Origin of the sequence: Halococcus hamelinensis 100A6, from assembly GCF_000336675.1 — an archaeon.
Taxonomy (GTDB): domain Archaea; phylum Halobacteriota; class Halobacteria; order Halobacteriales; family Halococcaceae; genus Halococcus; species Halococcus hamelinensis.
This window is the reverse complement of sequence record NZ_AOMB01000006.1, coordinates 1-20609: the sequence shown is the minus strand read 5'-3', so window position 1 is coordinate 20609 and position 20609 is coordinate 1. Positions and strand designations below refer to the sequence as shown.

17 protein-coding genes and 1 pseudogene are annotated in these 20609 nt (G+C 65.8%); 8 read left to right on the top strand and 10 right to left on the bottom strand.

What is annotated here, in order from left to right:
* Nucleotides 1–66 precede the first annotated feature (66 nt).
* A complete protein-coding gene (locus C447_RS02130) occupies nt 67–594 on the top strand; it encodes an IS630 family transposase (protein WP_007690427.1) in 528 nt (175 codons plus the stop codon).
* Between the two features lie 363 nt (nt 595–957).
* On the opposite strand, the gene rdfA is transcribed toward C447_RS02130, so the two are convergent.
* Nucleotides 958–1584 (bottom strand): rod-determining factor RdfA, encoded by a 627-nt coding sequence (gene rdfA / locus C447_RS02125; RefSeq protein ID WP_007690425.1) that lies wholly within the window; start codon nt 1582–1584, stop codon nt 958–960.
* A 693-nt stretch (nt 1585–2277) separates the two neighbouring features.
* Here rdfA and C447_RS02120 point away from each other — a divergent pair.
* The gene (locus tag C447_RS02120) at nt 2278–3045 is read left to right on the top strand and encodes an HpcH/HpaI aldolase family protein (RefSeq protein ID WP_007690423.1); all 768 of its coding nucleotides are present in this window, start codon (nt 2278–2280) and stop codon (nt 3043–3045) included.
* A 39-nt stretch (nt 3046–3084) separates the two neighbouring features.
* On the opposite strand, the gene gfo6 is transcribed toward C447_RS02120, so the two are convergent.
* Together gfo6 and C447_RS02110 are read right to left on the bottom strand one after the other, a co-directional pair.
* Nucleotides 3085–4164, bottom strand: coding sequence for a D-xylose 1-dehydrogenase Gfo6 (gfo6, locus tag C447_RS02115; protein ID WP_007690421.1), 1080 nt, complete (start codon nt 4162–4164; stop codon nt 3085–3087).
* 89 nt (nt 4165–4253) lie between these two features.
* Nucleotides 4254–5429, bottom strand: a complete 1176-nt coding sequence (locus C447_RS02110; protein WP_007690411.1) for a mandelate racemase/muconate lactonizing enzyme family protein — start codon at nt 5427–5429, stop codon at nt 4254–4256.
* Nucleotides 5430–5651: 222 nt separating this feature from the next.
* On the opposite strand from C447_RS02110, the pseudogene C447_RS02105 reads away from it, so the two are divergent.
* The 3 genes and pseudogenes from C447_RS02105 (at nt 5652) to C447_RS02095 (ending at nt 9486) form a co-directional block, all read left to right on the top strand.
* A pseudogene (locus C447_RS02105) lies at nt 5652–6955 on the top strand (mandelate racemase/muconate lactonizing enzyme family protein).
* A 53-nt stretch (nt 6956–7008) separates the two neighbouring features.
* Complete coding sequence (locus tag C447_RS02100) at nt 7009–7521, top strand: IS630 family transposase (RefSeq protein WP_007690407.1); 513 nt, start codon at nt 7009–7011, stop codon at nt 7519–7521.
* 561 nt (nt 7522–8082) lie between these two features.
* Entirely contained in the window at nt 8083–9486 is a 1404-nt protein-coding gene (locus C447_RS02095) for a dihydroorotase (RefSeq protein WP_007690405.1), read from the top strand.
* A gap of 23 nt (nt 9487–9509) precedes the next feature.
* Here C447_RS02095 and C447_RS02090 read toward each other — a convergent pair whose 3' ends face one another.
* The 5 genes from C447_RS02090 to C447_RS02070 form a co-directional block, all read right to left on the bottom strand.
* Nucleotides 9510–10541 (bottom strand): LLM class flavin-dependent oxidoreductase, encoded by a 1032-nt coding sequence (locus tag C447_RS02090; protein WP_007690403.1) that lies wholly within the window; start codon nt 10539–10541, stop codon nt 9510–9512.
* Nucleotides 10538–11773: a M20 family metallo-hydrolase gene (locus C447_RS02085; RefSeq protein ID WP_007690401.1), complete on the bottom strand. Its 1236-nt coding sequence runs from the start codon at nt 11771–11773 to the stop codon at nt 10538–10540. The genes C447_RS02090 and C447_RS02085 overlap by 4 nt, the downstream gene beginning before the upstream one ends.
* A gap of 139 nt (nt 11774–11912) precedes the next feature.
* Entirely contained in the window at nt 11913–12356 is a 444-nt protein-coding gene (locus C447_RS02080) for a hypothetical protein (RefSeq protein WP_007690399.1), read from the bottom strand.
* A complete protein-coding gene (locus C447_RS02075) occupies nt 12356–13849 on the bottom strand; it encodes a uracil-xanthine permease family protein (protein ID WP_007690397.1) in 1494 nt (497 codons plus the stop codon). Before C447_RS02075 ends, C447_RS02080 begins: the two co-directional genes overlap by 1 nt.
* Before the next feature lie 342 nt (nt 13850–14191).
* Nucleotides 14192–15667, bottom strand: a complete 1476-nt coding sequence (locus tag C447_RS02070) for a CoA-acylating methylmalonate-semialdehyde dehydrogenase (RefSeq protein ID WP_007690396.1) — start codon at nt 15665–15667, stop codon at nt 14192–14194.
* A 169-nt stretch (nt 15668–15836) separates the two neighbouring features.
* Between C447_RS02070 and C447_RS02065 the strand changes: the two genes are divergently transcribed.
* Both C447_RS02065 and C447_RS02060 read left to right on the top strand, forming a co-directional pair.
* Nucleotides 15837–17171, top strand: a complete 1335-nt coding sequence (locus C447_RS02065; protein ID WP_007690394.1) for an aminotransferase family protein — start codon at nt 15837–15839, stop codon at nt 17169–17171.
* A 55-nt stretch (nt 17172–17226) separates the two neighbouring features.
* On the top strand, nt 17227–17748 hold the full coding sequence (locus C447_RS02060) for an Lrp/AsnC family transcriptional regulator (RefSeq protein ID WP_007690392.1): 522 nt from the start codon (nt 17227–17229) through the stop codon (nt 17746–17748).
* Nucleotides 17749–18176: 428 nt separating this feature from the next.
* On the opposite strand, the gene C447_RS02055 is transcribed toward C447_RS02060, so the two are convergent.
* Complete coding sequence (locus C447_RS02055; protein WP_007690390.1) at nt 18177–18776, bottom strand: hypothetical protein; 600 nt, start codon at nt 18774–18776, stop codon at nt 18177–18179.
* A 77-nt stretch (nt 18777–18853) separates the two neighbouring features.
* Entirely contained in the window at nt 18854–19855 is a 1002-nt protein-coding gene (locus C447_RS02050) for a Cdc6/Cdc18 family protein (RefSeq protein ID WP_029601788.1), read from the bottom strand.
* A 201-nt stretch (nt 19856–20056) separates the two neighbouring features.
* Between C447_RS02050 and C447_RS02045 the strand changes: the two genes are divergently transcribed.
* Nucleotides 20057–20609: alpha/beta fold hydrolase (locus tag C447_RS02045; RefSeq protein ID WP_007690386.1), on the top strand; the 553-nt coding region annotated here is incomplete at its 3' end.

Here is a 20609-nt window from a genome sequence, read left to right as displayed (position 1 = left end):
CGCAGTTTCGGTCAGCTCGAACCGAGATGGCTCAAGTTATTTGATGCTAGGGTCCCGAGGAGTGGTATGCCCCACCTCGAGAACGTGACCGCCGACGAACTCCGTGCCCTGCTGGACGACGTCGAGGGTAAACGACCGACACAGCGCCTGATGCTCGCGCTCAACTACAAGGAGGAGTCGGTTACCCAGCCCACGCTGGCCTCGCGCTACGGCGTCTCGGAGGGGACCGTCCACAACTGGCTCGCCCGACTCGACCGGCTCGAAACCGACCCCCCCGAGGAGGTGCTCTACGACGAGAAACGCGGCCCCAAACCCGGACAGTCGCGGGCGCTCTCGCCGGACCAGTCGGACCAACTCGCGGCGGCACTCCACGACTCACCGACGGCGGTCGGTTACGACGCCACAGCGTGGACGACGACCCTGGCACAGCGATACATCGGGGAGACCTTCGACGTGGAGTACTGCCGACGGCACGTTCGCCGGCTGATGTCGGAGGCGGGACTCTCGTGTACCACGGCTCGAACGAGGTCGGTGGCGGCCGACGCCGGAACCGACGGCCGCCGGGACCGGGTCTGGAGCGCGACGCGGTCGTAGCGTCGCTCGATCAGCGATCCGTGTCCTGAAGATATTCGATCGAACGCCGGGTGTCGAGTCCGGTTTCCGCTTCGTCGAGAGCACTACCGAGCGGTGAGAACGTCGCGATCGGCGGTCGCGGAACGAGTGGATTTTTCTGACGCTATTCGGGTGTCTTTCGGTATCGAGGTCGGGCGAGGTCGTCGACGGTCGTCTCGGTGAAGCCGTCACGCGCCCGGCGAGAACGATACCACGGGTTCGACGACTGCTTCGACGGGCGATAGCCGATCCGTTCGCTGGGGATCGACCCGGTTACCGTCGAAAATCCCCGTCTCGACCCGTCTCCGAATCCGATAACACAAGTATGGGTGTTACGGCTCGCGCTCACTCGCAGTCGCAGCCGCCGTCGGCGATGAGTTCCCGGGCGGTGGTGTGGGTTCCGCAGTCCGCACAGGTGACGGTGATATCCACGAAGACGTCGGCATCGCCCAGGGTGATCTCGTCGGCCGAGCGGAGCTGTGAGAGGGTGTTCTCGGTGACCACGACGGTCCGGTTGCGGAGGGCGGCGATGCGCTGTGTCGCCTTCTCGACGCCGTCCTCGTCCGGTTCCGCCGGACGTTCGGCGTCGAGACAGCCCTTCAGGTGACGGTTGACGGTCTGGTAGGAGACGAAGGCGGATTCGACCGCCTCGATGTCGACCCCCTGTTTCCGGAGGCGGTTGCGGGCCTGGGTTCGGGTCCCGACGCTCACGTCGTCGTCGGTGAGGAGCCGGTAGGTGTTCTCGGCTTCGCCCTCGAGGACGTCCATCCCGTTTCGCTCCATCGCGGCCCGGAGCAGGCGGCGGTTGAAGTGGGTCGCAAGCCGTCGGAGGCTGTACCGTTCCTCCTCGCGCGTCCAGAGCTCCCCGAGCTCCTCGGCGATGTCGCCGAGGTCGTACTCGACCGCGATCCGGTCGATCTTGCACGTCCGTTCGTCGCTCTCGGCTCTCGACGCCGTGCTCGATTGCTGCATTCGGTCTCCCTTCGCCGGTGTGCTATTAACCCTTGTCGGCTCCGGTGCCGAACCGACCGCCGGCGAACGACCCCGGCCCGGCGAACCTCGTGGGAACGGTCCGGTGACGCCACCGTGAGCCGGATCCATCGCATTCGTTATGGATGAACGCCGCTCGACTGCTGTGATGCTCTCTTCTCCGGTTCGGCATCGATACTCGCTGTTATCTCTGATCTCTTATCCGAAGACGGACGACAATTGTTCGAGAACAGAACGAATGCGACGACAGCGTTCACTTCTTCGAAATTCAGGACTGTCGAACCCCATCGGTTCGACGGTGCTCCCTCCGACGACCGACGATGCGCCGTGCCACGGTTCGCACCGGCGCTCGTCTCCAACCGGACGCACTCTATACGCCGTGACCGGCCGATCCGCCGCTCCCTTCCGATATCCACTCCGTTTCGAACCCGGGCGCTTCGTTCTTGATTACTGAACGATATTTCGTCGGCTGGAACTCTACCGCCGCTGGCACGCCGAACGTTCTTCATCGTGGAACCAGTCCTCACGCTCTTCGCGAGAACCTACGAGTCCCGGCTGCTCCACCGCCCCCGGAAGCGACCGATCCCCTACACGAGGGACCATCGACGGGGATCGATACGGGCGATACGTCGGTCCATCGGGTGTTTCTTATCCCCTCGAAGAGGAAGAGAGGGTATGCTAACGAACTCGATCCGCGACCGGCTTCGGGACGGCGAGGTGGCCGTCGGGACCTTCCAACTCCTCGACTCCGCGATGGTCTCCGAGATGGTGGGCGTCGCCGGGATGGACTTCGTGGTCTACGACCAGGAGCACGGCCCGCTGACCGCCGAAACCACGCTCGACCTCTCGGCCGCGGCCCAGAACGCGGGCGTCGCCCCGCTCGTTCGGGTCCGTGCCAACGAGGAGGCCGAGATCCAGCGCGCGCTCGACCTCGGTGCCGCGGGCGTCCAGGTGCCACAGGTCGAGACGCGCGCCGACGCCGAGGCGGCGGTCGAGGCCGCCCGGTTCGACCCGGTCGGCAGCCGCGGGCTCTCCCAGTACGTCCGCGCCGGCGAGTACGTCGGGAGCGACACCTACACCGAGGACCAGAACGAGCGGACCCTGCTCGTCGTCCAGGTCGAGGGCGAGCGCGGCGTCGAGAACATCGACGAGATCCTCGCGGTCGAGGGGATCGACGTGGTCTTCCTCGGCCCCTACGACCTCTCGCAGTCGCTGGGGATCCCCGGGGAGGTCACCGACGACCGGGTCGTCGAGTTGATGAACCACGTCTGCGAGCGGGCCGCCGAGGCCGACGTCGTCGTTGGCGCGTTCGCCGACACCCCCGAGGTCGCGAACCGCTGGATCGAGGCCGGCGTCCAGTACGTCACCCTCGGCGTCGAGGTCGGGCTGTTCACCGAGCACCTCGCGGACGTCACCGACGCGGTCGATCGGAAGACCGAGTAACGCCGAAGCACCCCGCCATCGGGATCGAAAACGGCTCGCTTATCGCCCGACGTCGACCGTTCCACCCGTTTCGGTGGCCTCGTGGATGGCCTCGACGACCTGGAGGTCGACCAGGCCGTGCTCGCCGTCGGGGTCGATCGGGGCGTCGGTGAGGAGCCGGTCGGCGAAGTAATCGAACTCCTCGCGCATCTCCTCGACGGCTCCGAACTCCTCGCGGTCGAAGTCCACCGAGCGGCCGTCGCGGGCGATCCGGAGACGGCACTCGCCGTGGAAGGCGGGTCGGAACTCGATCTGCCCCTCGGTGCCGGTGACCACCAGCTGGGAGTCGTTGTGGGCGTTCTGGGTGGCGGTCGAGACCATCTCGACGCCGTCGAAGTCGAGCATGAACGAGGCGCGCTCGTCGTCGAGCCCCTCGAAGGCGTCGTGGTCGGTCGCGAGCATCGACTGCACCGCGACGGGGTCGCGGTCGAGGAGGTAGCGTGCGGTGTTGATCGAGTAGATCCCGAGATCCATCACGCTCGTCCCGTACCCGGTCAGATCGGGGGTGAGCCGCCACTGGTCGGTGTCGGGGATCATCTCGAGGAGGGGCTGGGAGTTGTGGCCGTAGACCGAGACGGGGTCGCCGACGAAGCCCGCCTCGATGAGTTCGCGCCCGCGTCGGATCGCGGGGTCGGTCTGCATCCGGTAGGCGATCATCAGCGGGGCGTCCTCGCGCTCGCAGGCCTCGACCATCCGTTCGGCGCGCTCGACGCTGGCCTCCATCGGCTTCTCGCAGATGATGGCCTTGTCGAGTTCGGCGGCCGCCTCGACGTACTCCAGGTGGTGGGCGTTCGGGGTGCAGACGTAGACCGCGTCGTAGTCCTCGCTCGCCTCGCCCTCCGTGAACTCGTCGTAGGTGATCCCCCGGGAGACGTCGTTCTCGTCGGCGACCCGCTCGGCTTTCTCGCTCGAACTGCTCACCAGTACCGTGGTCTCGCCGAACTCCGAGTCGGCGATCGCGGGCATCGCGACGTCGGTGGCCCACCAGCCGAGGCCGACCAGCGCGTAGCGAACCGTGCCCTCGGTCGCCGTCCGCCAGTCGCGGTCCTCGTAGTCGTCGAGCCAGTCTGTGAGTGACATACCCAAGTATCATCGGTCGTCCGATAAAAAGGGTTCGCGATACCGAACCGCCACGACCGCCGGGCCGGTCGTGGGAAGTGAGCGTCGGTCTACCGCTTCTCGTCGGCGCGCTCTTCCCAGCCGCTCTCCCAGAGGTCGATGGTGTGGACCTTGTCCTCCGTGTATTCGTGCTCCTCGACGACGTCGTGGTTGAGTTCGATGCCGAACCCGGGGCCCTCCGGGATCTGCATGTAGCCGTCCTCGACGACCAGCGGTTTGTTCATGAGGTCGTCGACCCAGTCGACGTCGTAGGTCTGGAACATCTCCTGGATCCGGAAGTTCGGGATCGAGGTACAGAAGTGCCCGTAGATAGCGCCCGCGACCGGGCCCTGCGGGTTGTGCGGGGCGAGGTCGACGTGGTCGGCCTCGGCGAGGCCGGCGATCTTCTTGCCCTCGGTGATCCCGCCAGTGTTCATCAGGTCGGGCTGGAAGAGGTCCACGTCGGTTCGCGTGACGAGCTCGTAGAAGTCGTGTTTCGTCATGTGGCGCTCGCCCGTCGAGACGGGGATCGGCGACTTCCGCGCGACCTCGGCGAGGCTGTTGATCGAGTCCGGGGGACACGGCTCCTCGAACCAGGTCGGCTCGAACTCGGCCATCTCGCGGGCGATCTCGACGGCCTGACCCGCCGAGAAGCGGCCGTGGCACTCGATCATGAGGTCGACGTCCGGACCGACCTGGTCGCGGATCGCGCCGACGATGTTGACGGAGTTGTTCTGTTCCTTCCGGGACATCGACTGCCACGCGGTCCCGAAGGGATCGAACTTCATGGCGTCGTAGCCGTCGTCGACGACCTTCTGGGCCTGCTTCGCGAAGCCCTCGGGCGTGTGGCCCGTGTCCTGGTACCAGCCGTTCGCGTACGTGCGGAGTTCGGTTCCGTGGACGGCTCCACCGAGGAGCTCGTAGACTGGCTTGTCGAGGACCTTCCCCTTGATGTCCCAGCAGGCCATGTCGACCGCCGAGCAGACGGTGGTGTTGATGACGCCCTTCGAGAACCACTCGTCGCGGTACATCTCGAGCCAGAGCGCCTCCGTGTCGAAGGGGTCGCGCCCGATGAAGAAGTTCGACATCTCGTCGATCGCCGCTGCGACGGTCCGTGGTTTGTCGTGGGTCGTGGCCTCGGCCAGCCCGGTGATACCCTCGTTGGTCTCGATCTCGACGAACACCCAGGGTTTCCAGGGATTCGCGACGAGGTACGTCTCGAAGTCCGTGATTTCCAGATCCGACATCGGTGGCGATTCCGAGGGGGGTGCTAATAGGCTTTGCTACCTCGTGTCCGATCGGCCCGCGCCCCGCTCCGGAACGGGGCGAACGACGCTCCGATCCGTATTTATGCCTCTCCGGTGAACCCACTACCGACGATGGTCGACTACACACAGCTCAGCGACCCGAACGCTGAGTACACGATGCGGGACCTCTCGGGCGACTCGATGGAGATNCCACTACCGACGATGGTCGACTACACACAGCTCAGCGACCCGAACGCTGAGTACACGATGCGGGACCTCTCGGGCGACTCGATGGAGATCGAGGACGACGCGTCGATCCGGGACGCCGAGATCACCGACGTCCAGACCGCGATGGTCGACGGCAACTATCCCTGGGTGCTCGTCCGGGTCTACACCGACGCCGGCGTCGTCGGCACCGGCGAGGCCTACTGGGGCGGGGGCGACACGGCGATCATCGANTCGGCGAGAACCCCCTCGACATCGACCGGCTCTACGAACACCTCATCCAGAAGATGTCGGGCGAGGGCTCGATCGCCGGCAAGTCCATCTCGGCGATCTCCGGGGTCGAGATCGCCCTCCACGACCTCGCGGGCAAACTCCTCGGCGTGCCGGCCTACCAACTCCTGGGTGGGAAGTACCGCGACGAGGTCAGGGTCTACTGTGACTGTCACGCCGGCAACGAGGCCGAACCCGCCTCGAACGCCGAGGAAGCGGAGCGAGTGGTCGACGAACTCGGCTACGACGCCATCAAGTTCGACCTCGACGTCCCCTCGGGCGACGAGAAGGATAGAGCAAATCGCCACCTCTCGCCTCGCGACATCGAACACAAAGAAGCGATCGTGCGCGAAGTGCTCGACCGGGTCGGCGACCGTGCCGAGGTGGCCTTCGACTGTCACTGGTCGTACACCGCCGACGGGGCCAAACGTCTCGCGTACGCACTCGAAGACTANGTCGGCGACCGTGCCGAGGTGGCCTTCGACTGTCACTGGTCGTACACCGCCGACGGGGCCAAACGTCTCGCGTACGCACTCGAAGACTACCCGATCTGGTGGCTCGAGGACCCGATCCCACCCGAGAACCACGACGTCCAGCGGACGGTCACCCAGGCCACCACGACACCGATCGCGACGGGCGAGAACGTCTATCGGACCCACGGAAGCCGCCGCCTGATCGAGGAGGAGGCCGTCGACATCCTCGCACCCGACATCCCCCGCGTCGGCGGGATGCGCGAGGGCATGAAGATCGCGAACATGGCCGACGATTACTACGTGCCGCTCGCGATGCACAACGTCTCCTCGCCGGTCGGGACGATGGCGAGCGCCCAGCTCGGGGCGGCGATCCCGAACGTGCTCGCCGTCGAATACCACTCCTACCAGCTCGGCTGGTGGGAGGACCTGGTCGAGGAGTCGGTGCTCGGGACGGGCCGGCTCCCGATCCCCGACGAGCCCGGACTGGGGCTCACGCTCGACTTCGACACCGTCGACGAGCACCTCGTCGCCGGCGAAACCCTCTTCGACGAGGCCTGAGGGCGACCAGAACCGGCGAAAACACTTTACGTGCCGTTCGCCTCCCGTCCGCAATGGCACACCTCGAAGACGTCTCGGCGGACGACCTCCGGGAGATCCTCGCGGAGGTGGAGGGAAAACGGGCCACACAGCGCGTGATGGTCGGACTCAACTACAAGGAGGGGCTCTCCCAGCGGCGGCTGGCGGAGATGTACGGTCGAACCGAGAAGACGATCTACAACTGGCTCTGCCGGCTCGACCGGCTCGCGGACGAACCCGCCGAAGAGGTGGTGTACGACGCGCCGCGACCGGGCCGCCCGCCGAAACTCGACGACGGGCAGCGCGAGCGACTCGAAGACGCCCTCAACCGGCCGCCCACGGAACTCGGCTACGACCGCTCGACGTGGACGCCGGCGCTCGCGCGCGAGTACATCGCCGAGACGTTCGGCGTCGAGTACGAACTCCGTCGCGTTCGGGAACTCATGAGCGAAGCGGGGCTCTCCTACAGGGCGGTTCGGACGGGGGCCGCGGCTTCCGCTCCGACGGAGACCAGCGCCGCGCCCGGCAAAAAGCGGTGGACGAACTAATACTACCGCTCGACGTACTGTAATCACTTAATGCTGGGCCGTGGCGGGGTCGGATAGCACCGCCTGCCGTCGTCCTCTTTCCCTTCCGTGATCAGAAGTACGAACCCGCGCTTCGCTTTGTGTGGGATTTCCCCATCCGGAATTTCGAACGAGAGAACTCCCAACACCTGTTTCAAGCCCACTATTCGAAAACCAACGGTATCGGTGGCGCAATTACTTCTGAGCGGAAATCTGTAATGGACCTATGATTGTTACGTCGATACTAGTGCTATGAAGACCTCGGACGATGATTCGATCGTTATTCGGCACGAAATTCGAACTAGATATCGTTTAGAGAAACGAATTTCAATATTATATCCGATCACCGAAGAACGGTTCGTCCGTTCGTCCCCGGCGATTCCATCGTCGTCGCAGTTACCGCCTGCTCCTCACGAGTACCGGTCGTGACAGTATCCTTCCGATCTTCGTTCCATTGCAACGGCTCGCTTCCACACTGCTCCTCGATCCCTCGTCCAGTGTGGGGATCACAAATGTTATACCAGTGCCATGGTCTCACTGTGCATGGTTGTGGATCGCTGTATCACCGGTGGACGGGTCGTCACTGCCGAGGGAAGTACCGAGGCCGGTATCGCCATCGACGAGGGCCGTATCGTCGCCATCGGGGACGCAGAGAGCTTGCCCGAGGCGGCCGAAACCGTCGACGCGACCGGACTCCTCGTCATGCCCGGCGCGGTCGACGTCCACGTCCACGTCGACGACATGTTCTCGGCCGACAGCTACGAGACGGCGACGAGCGCGGCTGCCGCCGGCGGGACGACCACCTACATCGACTTCGCCTGGCAGGCCTGGGCCGGCGACCTCAGCATCTGGGACGAACCGGGGACGCTCCTCGACGGGGTCGAACGCAAACGGGAGAAGGGCGAGAACGCGCTGATCGACTACGGCCTCCACGGCGCGATCACGCGCGAGGACCCCGCGGTCTTCGACGAACTCGCCGACGTGATCGACGCCGGCGTCTCGTCGTTCAAGATGTTCACGACCTACGAACACGGCCTCTCGAACGGCTTCATGCACCGGGCGATGGAGCACATCGCCGACGAGGGTGCGGTCGGCGTCTTCCACACCGAGGACGACTCGCTCGTCGACCATATCACCGCCCAGTTCAAGGAGGAGGGGAAGGGTGACCCCGAGTGGTATCCGAAGTCGAGACCCGACTACGTCGAGGCGATGGCCGCGGACGACGCGGTCCGGATGGCGCTCGAAACGGGATTGCAGTACTACGGGATCCACACCTCCTGTCGCGCGGCGGCCGACGTGATCGACTCGTACCAGGTGGACGGCAGCCAGATCCGGACCGAGACCTGTACCCACTACTGCACGCTCGACGACGGCATCTTCGCGGAGATGGGCAACCTCCCGATGATCGCACCGCCGATCCGCAAGCCCGACGACGTCGAAGCGATGTTCGAGTACCTCAAGTCGGGAACCATCGGCGTCGTCTCGACCGACCACTGTGGCTATCGGCTCGACCAGAAGGAGGTCGAGAACTGGTGGGACAGCGCCTTCGGCGCGAACGCCCTCCAGGTCAGTTTCCCGGTGTTCTACGACGAGGCCGTCAACCGCCGTGGGCTCGATCCGGAACTCGTCGTCGAGGTGATGTGTACCAACCCCGCCCGGACGTTCGGGCTCCCAGGGAAGGGAACCCTCGAACCCGGCACCGACGCCGATATCGTGCTGTTCGACCCCGAGGGGACCGACGCCATCGACCCGGCGAACAACCACTCGGTCTCGGAGTTCTCGATCTACGAGGGGCGCGAGGTTCAGGGCCGCGTAAAGAAGACCTTCGTTAGGGGCGAACTGGTCGCCGACGACGGCGACATCGTCGGCGAACCGGGCCACGGCGAGTTCGTCGCGCGCGAGGTCCCCGACTGGGGGCCGGCGGGTCACACCCGGGTCGCGGAGTAGGCAAAACGGTTCGGCGGCGCGCTCTACGACGCCTTGTGTTCTGCGAAGACGTCGATGACGTCCTCGACGTTGTCGCCGAGCGAGTAGACCACCGGCTCGGTACAGCCCGCCTCGCAGTACTCGCCGACGCGCTCGACCACGTCCTCGGGCGTCCCCGCCGCGACGACGTTCGTCACGATCTCGTCGTCGACGAGTCGGGACGCGCGTTCGATGTCCGCCTCCTTCGCCGGCCAGCTCCCGAGCTCCTCCTTGATCTCCTCGCCACGCTCGGGGTCGATCCCGCAGGCCGTCCGGATGTGGGGCTGCTGGCCGATGTACTGGGTCACGAGGTGACGGGCGTTCTCGACGGCGGCGTCGTAGTCCTCGTCCATCGAGACCGCGATGAGCTGTGGCCGGTCGACGTCCCCGAGCGTTCCGCCCTGCTTTTCGACGCCTTCTTCGAGCTTCTCGACGCCGAGTTCGTTGTGCTCCGGTGGGATGAGGTAGTTCATGAACACGCCGCCACAGACCCCGAGCCCGACGAGTTCCCCCGTGAGTTTGTGCATCGTCGGGCCGGTCGCGCCGACGTAGATCGGGACGTCGCGGGCGTCGGCGTTCGAGCGGACCAGGTCGAGTTCGATGTTCTCGACGGCCAGCGTATCGCCCTCGTAGGTGACGTTTTCGAGGTCGAGCAATCGTTTCGTGACGGTGCAGTACTCCCACATCCGCCGAAGCGGGTTCTCGCGCTCGATCCCGACGTTGCTCGCGAGCGGGTCCCACCACGCGCCGATCCCGAGCTTCATTCGCCCGCCCGAGAGCTCGTCGAGCGTCGAGAAGGTCTGGGCCATCAGCGCGACGTTTCGGGTGTAGCAGTTCGTCACGCCCGGCGCGATGTCGATCTCGTCGGTGACCTGGGTGTACGCGCCCATCACGGTCATCGCGTCGCGCACGAGCCGTGATTCGCCCTGCCAGACCGAATCCAGTCCCTGCTCCTCGGCGTACTGTGCGTAGTGGAGCTCCTCGGCGATGTCCGGGCGCTCCCAGTTCCAGATCCCGACCCGGTCGAACGTCGTCATGGCTCCTCGGTCGCGAGGTCGTAGGCCGCGTTGACCGTCGTCGTCACGGCGGCGTGACAGTCCTCCCAACTGGTGTGTTCGGCCTCGTTGTGGCTCTTGCCGTCGTCACTGACCGCGAACACCATGCCGGTGTCCATCAGCGACGTCATGTGGGTGGCGTCGTGGCCCGCGCCGCTGAAGATGTATCGCGAGTCGTAGCCCGCGTCGTCGGCTGCCCCCGCGACCGCCTCGACGCACTGGTCGGCGAACTCGACCGACGGCGCACGCATCCGCTCTTCGTGTTCCCACTCGACGCCCTCGCGCTCGGCGGCCGCCTCCGCCTCCGCCAGCACGCGCTGGTAGGCCTCCTCGACGACCTCGTCCGACGGGTCCCGAAAGCCCCAGGTGAACGTGACCTCGCCCGGGATGACGTTGATCGAGTTCGGGCCGGCGTCGATGTAGCCCGTCGAGCCGACCGTGCGCTCGCCGAGGGTCCCCGGGATCCGCCGGATCTGGGTGATGACGTCGGCGGCCGGCACCAGCGCGTCCCGGCGGTACTCCATCGGCGTCGGCCCCGTGTGGTCGGCCTCGCCGTAGAAGGTGATCGCGCCCCAGGTAAATCCCACCACGCCGGTGACGACGCCGACGTCGTGGCCACCTTCCTCCAGATACGGCCCCTGCTCGATGTGGAGTTCGAGGTAGGCCTCGTACTCCTCGGTTGGTTCGGCCGGTACGTCGCCCTTGTAGCCGATCCGTTCGAGTTCGTCCTCGAACCGGGCCCCGTTCTCGTCGGTCTGGTCGTACTGTTCGTCGATGTCGTGGACGCCCGCCCAGACGCCGCTGCCCTGCATCGCGGGCTGGTAGCGCGAGCCCTCCTCGTTGGTCCAGTTGACGACCTCGATCGGGTGTTCGGTCTCGATACCCTCCCGTTCGAGACACCGAACGAGCTCAAGCGCGGCGACGACTCCGAGCTGACCGTCGTAGATCCCGCCGTAGGGCTGGGAGTCCATGTGCGAGCCCACGAGGACGGTGGGGAGGTCCTCGGTCCCCTCGCGCCGGCCGAACATGTTGCCGAACGCATCGACTCGGACGTCGAGTCCCAACCCCTCCATCTCGTCGCGAAGCCAGTCACGGATCGCCTTGTCCTCGTCCGAGAGCGTCAGCCGGTGGAGCCCCCCGCCGTCGGTTGCCCCGATCGCCGCCTGCTCCTCCATCGTCGTTACGAGTCGCTCCTTGTCGACATCGAGTCGCATGTTACCACGACAGACACCGGCCTCTTAAGCTTTCCTCACCGGCGTAAACCTCTCCGCGGCTTCGGGGTCCGTTCCCCGCTCGATGCCGTCGAAAATCCCGTCATCGTTCGCTTTCACCGACTCGCTCTACCGGAACGCGTCACTCGATCCGGTCGGCGAGCCGCTCGTGACACCGCTTCGGGTGGTCGGGGTAGACCGTGAGCGGCGTCGGTTCGTGCTCGATGTGGACCGAGAGCGCGTACCGCTTTCGATAGGTTCGATAGAGGCTCAACAGCCCGGCGACCGCGAAGCCGACCCCGACGAGCGGGTTCCGGGTCGCCACGACGTAGCCACCGACGCCGACGAGCAGGAGGCTCATCACGACGAGGTCCCACTCGATAGTTCGGAGCGTAATCCGTGCGATGTCCTCGTCGCGGACCTTCACCTTCTCGTCGCGCTTCACGTAGAGACCGTCCTCGCCGTAGCCCAGCCAGCCGCCGTGCCGGAGCGGGGTTCGCGTGATGGTGACCTCGTCCCCGTCGGTCGGTTTCGGTGACTGGGGAGGCGATTCGGCGAACCCGGTCGCGTCGTGTGAGTGAGCCATCAGTCGTCACCCGTCCTCGTCCCGCTGCCCCGGTTCGAGAGGAACCGTTCGTGGGCGGGTTCGAAGGCGTTCTCGTCCTCGGTGATCTCCTCCCAGGCGGTGAGGCCGCGCTCTTCCTTGGTGCCGGGGATCGTGTTATCGAGGACGAACGCGGCGATCCCGCCGACCGCGATCTCGGTCCCGAGCACGATCCCGATCGTGTTCGCGACCTCCGGGATCCCGAGCACCGGTCCCAGAAGCGGCACGTTCGCGAGGCCGGCCTGGAGCGTCACGCCCGAGGCGGCCTCGACGTTCGCGATGTACTGGGGGATCGAGAGCCCCGCGAACAGCCCGAAACCAACGACGAACACGTTTCGGTTCCGGTTCATGTCGACGTGCTGGAGCTGTGAGAGCCCCACACCGACGATCTGGGCGAACATCGCGAGGAAGAGCCCGCCGACGATCGGGTCCGGGATCGTGGTCACGAACGCCCCGAAGTAGCCGACGTAGCCGACGACGATCATCACGAGCGCGCCGATCTGGACGACGTACCGGGAGGCGACGCCCGTGATCCCGATCGCACCGACGTTCTCGGTGTAGGAGGTCAAACCGTTGCCGGTGCCCATGATCCCCGCGAAGACGTTGCCGAGCCCCTCCATCCCGAGGCCGTGGTTGATCCGCTTCCTGTTGGGTGCGCCCTCGCCCGCCATCCGTGCGACGGAGTGGTAGTCGCCGAAGCTCTCGATCGCGGAGGCGAGCATCCCCGCGATCATCCCGACGATGAAGGAGCCAGTGAAGAGCGGCATCCCCCACTGGAAGGGGACGACCGCCCGGATCGGCGGTGCGGACGCGACCGGACTCAGGTCGACGACGTTCGCCACTCCCGCGAGCGAGAGCGCGAGTGCGACCAGGTAGGCGGTACCCAATCCGAGGAGCACGGGAAACAGTTTGAGCACCTCGGAGTAGTCGTCGAGGTACTGCGAGAACAGCACAATGAGCGCGAGCGTCAGCCCCGCGAGGTACCAGTTCTGGTCCGCGGCGGTGATCTGTCCCACGCTGAGGAGTGCGAGCCCGATGAGGCCGATCACGACCGCGATCACGATCGGGCCCATGTACTTCTTCAGCCGGCCGAACACGCCGAAGTAGCCGATCGCGGTCTCGACGAGGCCCGCGACGATGACCGCGCCCTGGAGTTGGCGCATCATCACCTCCGGCGGCGCGTTGCTCGCTGCGAGCACGCCGATGATCGCGATCGCCGGCCCGAGCATCGAGAAGGTCCCGCCCTGGACGATCGGGTACCGGTTTCCGATCGTGGTCTGGGCGAGCGTGCCGATCCCCGAGACGACGAAGAAGGTCCCGACGAGCTGGGCGGTCTGAGGTGCATTGAATCCGAGCGCCCCCGCGAGCACCAACGGGATGGCGATCGTCGAGCCGATCATCGTCAACCAGTGTTGAACGCCCAGCAGTATCGACCGCCCCAGCGGTGGCTTGTCGTCGACCCCGTATATCACCATTCCCGACTCGATATCGGAATTCGTTGTGCTATCCCCCTCGGACATGGAGTTTTTCCACCCTCTCCCCCTGTTCGCTGGTCGGTTGTCGGTCGTTCATGCGATGATAGTGGCTGTTTCGAGACCGCCTTATTCTTTTGGGTTCCGATCGTTGCCGAGGCGGTGAAACCAGCTTCATGCCGGGTCGAGCCCGGCTTTCGGGGGGTTCGTCGGTTCGGGCTACCGATGGTTCGAACCTATCGCTACACGTTCGTCGAGAGTCGATGAGTATTGGAACACGTTGGTGTTCGACCCGAAACACCGGCCGATTCGCCATCGATGATGCGTATATCGGTGCTGGCGGGATCAGGCGTCGGGCCAGCGCTCGATGTAGACCGTCTCGTCGGTGTAGAATCGGATCATGTCGTCACCCTGGGCGTGGAGGTCGCCGAAGAAGGAGTCCTTCCACCCGCCGAAGTGGAAGAAGGCCATCGGGGCGGCGGTGCCCGCGTTCACGCCGAGGTTGCCGACGTCGGCCTCGTGGCGGGCCTTCCGGGCGTCGGCCCCGCTGGCGGTGAAGAGGCTCGCGGCGTTGCCGAAGTCGCTTCGGTTCAGCACCTCGATCGCCTCGTCGATGCCGGACACCGGGAGGAGTCCCAGCACCGGGCCGAAGATCTCCTCGCGTGCGATGGTCATCTCGGGATCGACGTCGCCGAAGACGGTCGGCCCGAGGAAGTTGCCGTCGGGGTACGCCTCGACCGCGACGTCGCGGCCGTCGAGCAGGAGTTCGGCCCCCTCGTCGACCCCCGTGGCGACCATCTCGCGAACGCGTTCCTCGTGTTCGGGGCTGATCAGCGCGCCGATGTCAGTATCGTCGTCGAGGCCGTAGCCGACGACCTGGCTCTCGGCCTCCGCGACGACGCGGTCGGTGAACTCCTCGTAGACGGATTCGTCGACCACGACGACGTCGTTCGCGAGGCATCGTTCGCCGCCGCAGGCGAACGCCGACGAGATGGTCTTTCTCGCCGCGAACTCGAGGTCGGCCGACTCGGCCACGACGATGTGGTTCTTCGCGCCGCCCTGGGCCTGGGCGCGCTTGCCGCTCGCCGCCGCCCGCTCGTAGATGGTGCGCGCGACGGGCGTCGAGCCGACGAACGAGACCCCCTCGATCCCGTCGTGGTCGAGCAGCGTGTTCACGGTGTCGACGCCGCCGTTGACGAGCTGGACGACGCCGTCGGGAAAGCCGGCCTCGTCGAGGAGTTCGAATAGGCGCTCGGCGACCACCGGATCCTGTTCGCTGGGTTTGAGAATGAACGAGTTTCCGGTCGCGACGGCGTAGGGCAGGAACCAGAGCGGGATCATCCCCGGGAAGTTGAACGGGGTGACCGCGGCGAAGACGCCGAGCGGTTTGCGGACCGCGGTCTCGTCGATGTCGGGGGCGGCGTTCGGGAGGTGGCCCGCCTGCATCATCGAAGGGATCCCGCAGGCGACCTCGACGTTCTCGATCCCGCGGCGGAGTTCGCCCTTCGCCTCGCCGAGGGTCTTGCCGTGTTCTTGAACCAGTACCTCCGCGAGCTCGTCGTGGTGGTCCTCCAGCAGCGCCTTGAGCCTGAACAGCGGCTGGATCCGCTCCTCGACGGGCGTCCTCCGCCACTCCTCGAACGCCGCTTCGCCGGCCGCGACGGCGTCGTCGACGTCGCTCGACGAACTGAAGCCCACCGTCGAGACCGTCTCGCCGGTCGCGGGATCGACGACGTCACGGCCCTCCTCGGATGGCGCGCTCCAGCCGCCGTCGATGTAGTTCGGTACGTCGTCCCACGGCGGGGTGGTATCGAGCGTCATGCGATGTGCGTGAGTGCGTCCACCCGGACATAAGTCTTTCCGACAGTGTTCTCCCACAACCCGAACCGATCGACTACTGTTTCAACATTCCCGTGGAGATCGTCGTTCGTTCAGGCGATCGCCGAACGAGCCAAAGACTAATCACGGGTAGTTCCGTAGAGGGTGCCGTATGAGCGAACCCGAGCCACCGGTCGAGGCCAACGCGGTCGAACGCACCGACAGGGAACACGTCTTCGGGACGTGGTCCTACCAGTCCGAGGTCGACCCCACCCAGGTCGTCGACGCGAGCGGCGTCCGCTTCACGACCGCCGACGGCAACGAGTACATCGACTTCTCGGGCCAGCTGATGTGTTCGAACCTCGGTCACTCCGCCGACCGGGTCGCCGACGCAGTCGCCGAGCAGGTACGGGACGTGCCGTTCGTCGCGCCGAACTACACCACCGACGCGCGCGCGAAGCTCGGCGAACAGCTCGCCGAGATAACTCCAGGGGATCTCTCGAAGACCTTCTTCTCGACCAGCGGGACCGAGGCGGTCGAGGCCGCGCTCAAGATCGCCCGGCTCTACACGGGCAAACAGAAGGTCGTCTCGCGCTATCGCTCCTACCACGGCGCGACCCACGGCTCGATCAGCGTCACCGGCGACCCGCGACGGCTCGCCGCCGAACCCGGCGTTCCGGGCACCATCAAGGCTCCCGATCCCTACGCCTACGGTTCGACGCTCGACCCGATGGAGAGTTTGGAGTACATCGACGAGATGCTGATGCTCGAAGGCGACACCGTCGCCGCCGTTCTCGTCGAACCCATCGTGGGTTCGAACGGGATCCTGGTCCCGCCGGACGAGTACCTCCCCCGACTCAAGGAGATCGCCCACGACCACGATGCGCTCCTGATCTGTGACGAGGTGATGAGCGGGTTCGGTCGCACGGGCGAGTGGTTCGGCTGTGACGTCTTCGACGTCGAACCCGACATCATGACGATGGCGAAGGGGCTCACGGGAGCCTACCAGCCGCTCGGCGCGACGACCGTCACCTCGGCGATCGCCGACCACTTCGAGGACGAACTGTTCTGTCACGGCCACACCTACGCCGGTCACCCGGTCGCGGTCGCGGCGGGGGCCGCGGCGGTCGAGACCTACCGGGAGGAGAACCTGATCGAGCACGCGAGCGAGGTCGGCGACTACCTCGGCGAGCGGACCGCGGAGCTCGGCGAGCGCCACCCGAGCGTCGGCGAGACGCGCGGGGTCGGCCTCTTCCGGGGGATCGAGCTCACCAGAGACCCCGAAAAACGGGTTCCGTTCGGCGAGCGCGCGGACAAGGTCTCGACCGGGACGACCGTGGTCGACGAGGTGTCGGCGACCGCGGCCGACCACGGGACCTACGTCGCGAACATGATCAACACCCTGATCGTCGCGCCGCCACTCCCGATCACCGAGAGCGAGGTCGACGAGGCCATCGACGCGCTCGACGCCGGGCTCGACGTTTCGGACGACGCAATGGACGACTGACGGGCACACCGTTGCCAGCCCCGAGGTTCATACCCTCGCGCCCCCATCCGACGGTATGAACGGTTCACAGGACGCGACCGCAGCGCTCGACGAGACCGACCTCGCGCTGCTCGAACAGGTCGAGGCGGATTTCGACGTCAGCCTCGAAACGATCGCCGACGAACTCGGCCTCTCGAAGTCGGCGGTCCACTATCGGCTCAACAAACTCGAAGCCAACGGCGTCATCCGCGGGGTGACGGCCGACGTCGACCCCCTCGCGCTGGGGCTGGAGCTGACCGCGGTCACGGACGTCATGGTAACCCACGAGACCGGCTACTCCGAGGCGATCGGGGAGTCGCTGGTCGCGCTCGACGGGGTCGAACACGTCTACTACACGATGGGCGACGTCGACTTCGTCGTGGTGAGCCGCGTCCAGAGCCGCGACCAGCTCAACGACCTCATCGACCGGATCGTCGCGGTCGAGGGCGTCAACGAGACCGCCTCGAAGTTCGTGCTCGACGAGTTCGACGACCACGCCGTCTCGTCGAACCTCACGCCCGCGGCACGGAACGCGATCCTCGAACCCGCCGACCGCTGACCGGTTACCATCCGGATACGGTCGACCGTGTCCGATCCGAAATCAGTAATAAGTATTTACTCTTTCGTCGTGAGCAGCCGTTCGGCTTCACGGTTCGGCGAAACTGGGCTCGTTCAAATGGAAATAGCGAAGCGGAGCAGGTATCGAACGATTCGTCGACGGTGGAAATTCACCCATCGGTCGTCTCCGAACCCCTTCTGCGATTCAGATCTACCGTTCGTTTCGAAGAGTGGTGTGAGAAGTACATAGTCAGATCACAGTCCATTCAGAAAATACAAAACTCACAGAAGGGACCGAAAAGCATTCGTTCGTGAAAATATTGACCGATAGAGAAGTGACGTAATAACTTAACACTGAATGATTCGGTCGTGCTGCTGGCTACGACCCTTCGCCTCGACCGGATCGGCTACGGACGTCTCCGGCGGTGTCTACCCGAGCGGTTCGGTGAGCGCGTCCCGTGCCGTCGTTCGGGTATCGGGGCCCTCCTCGACCTCCGTTCGGTCGAGGGCGTCACGAACGAGCTCGCTCGCGAGACGTTCGACCTCGGCGAGGCGGTCGGCGTTGTCGTCGGTGCAGTTCGTCGCGCACTCGGCGTGGACGGTCCCGGTATCGATCTGGTGGTACTTCAGCCGACCGTGGCACCGGGGACATCGAAGTTCGACGTGGCCCAGCATCCAGTCGACGTCGATCCCCGCGGCGTCCAGGTGGTCGTGGAGCGCGAGCCAAACCACCATGTCCGACGACTGCGGCCCGTTCGCGGCGCGTTTCAGGTCGCGGAGCCGGAGCGCGACCGTCCGATAGAGCTCGTCGTTCGGTCGATGGTCGTACTGGTGGGTGCGCCGGAAGTGGGTGAGCAGCGCCCGGCGGGACGAACACACCGCGCCCGCGGTGAGTTCGCCGTCGATCGCGTCGGCCGGGACGTACTCGTCGTCGACGGGTATCCTGAGCGGCGGGCCCTCCGCACGATAGTACCGCTTCTCTGAGAGCCGTGCACCGGTCTTCGGACAGAACGCGAGATCCCCGATCATTAGTGTTGCCTCCAGTGAAGCGATCCCGACGGACCGTCGTAAGCGAGCGGGACGGCTTTCCGGGAGTGCCAGAAGCGCTACTCCGGGTGGTGGTACGTCCGCCCGCGTCCGTCGCCGTGTTTTTCGACCAGGTTGTAGTGGGCGAGCTTCGAGAGGTGATTTCTGACGGTCCGGTCGGAGCGGGGTTCCTCGACCCGCTCGCGGTACTCCTCGTAGAGCTCGCCGGGCGTGACCGTGCCGTGGTCGTGGACGATGTCGTAGAGCACGCGCTGGTGTGGCGTGAGCTGCTCGACGTTTCGTCGTCTGACTTCGGTTCGGCCCGCCGGGATCGCCGTCCGGATCGTATCCATCCCGATCCCGTCCACCTCCGTTCCCTCGGCCTGCCGCGCGGCGCTCCGGAGGATACCGATCGCGACGCGGGCGTCGCCGGCCGCGGCGTCGGCGATGGCTACCAGCCGGTCGCGGGGGGCCTCCACGTCGAGCCCCCACCGAACCCGGTCGTCGAGGATCGAGACCAGCTCGTCGAGCTCGTACTTCTCGAAACGGATCCGCGTCGAGGCGTGGAGGCGCGAGACCAGCCGGTTGTCGAGCCGTGCGAACAGCTCTTCCTCGCTGTTCGCGATCAGGACCATCGAAACGCCGACGGTGCGGTAGAGGTCGTAGAGGAGGTCGTGGTCTTGGAGCTGGTCGACCTCGTCGAGGACCACCACGAACTCCGGGCCGTCGTAGGCTTCGAGCCGTTCGAGGAGGGCGTCCGTCGGCGTCGACTGGCGGTGGATGTCCGCCGTCGAACCGATGGCTTCGAGGATGCGGTAGAGCGCACGGAACCGGGTGTAATCCTGCCAGCAGTTGACGTACTGGTAGTTGAGGTCGAGCACCGCTTCGCGGAGGCGGGCGAGCGCGAATCGGGCGAGACAGGTCTTGCCCGTCCCCGAGGGCCCGAACAGGAACGCGGTCTCGGCGGGCTCGTTGCGCGTCACGGGGTCGAGCGCGCGGGTGAGGGCGTTCATCTCCTGGTCGCGATGGCCCACCTCGCGCGGGAGGAACTCGTCTTGGAGCACGCGGGCGTCCCGGATCATGTTGCTGGTGTTCGTGCCCACCGACATAAGCGGCGGTGCCGGGTTTCCAGTTCTTCCGGAAACCGACGACGAAGAAGGGCGAATCCGGCCACGGCTACGCAGTCCATGGCCCGTCCGCCTCGACCAATGAGTTCGCGGTCGATGGCGTGACACTGTTCGGACGGCTCGGGATATAAGTCGGTGTGTCCCCATCCCACACACGTGTCAGAGACTCCCACCGACGTCGCCACCGAGCGGTATCGACTCCGACCGGAGACGGTGGTGACCGACCGCGGCGACGGTCCAGCCATCGTGTTCGCCCACGGCACCCTGATGGACCGGACGATGTTCGACCCGCAGGTCGAGGCGCTCGCCGACGACTTTCGGACCGTGGCCTACGACCTCCGGGCGCGGACGGACCAGTACGCGAGTTCCTACGACCTCTACGACCTCGCGGACGACGTCGACGCCCTCTGTGACGGGCTCGACCTCGATACGGTCGTGCTCTGTGGGATGTCGATGGGCGGGTTCATGGCGCTGCGCTTCGCCGAGCGCTACCCCGACCGGCTCGACGGGCTGGTACTGATCGACTCGATGGCCGAATCGTACACCGAAGTCGAACGCGAACAGTACGGCCAGCTCGCCGAGCAAGCCCGCGCCGACGGCGAGCTCACGGAACCCGGTCTCACGGTCGCGCGGGACGGGCTCTTCGGCGAGACCACGCGCGCGGAGAACCCCGCACTTCCCGACCACTGGGTCGAACGCTGGCGGACCT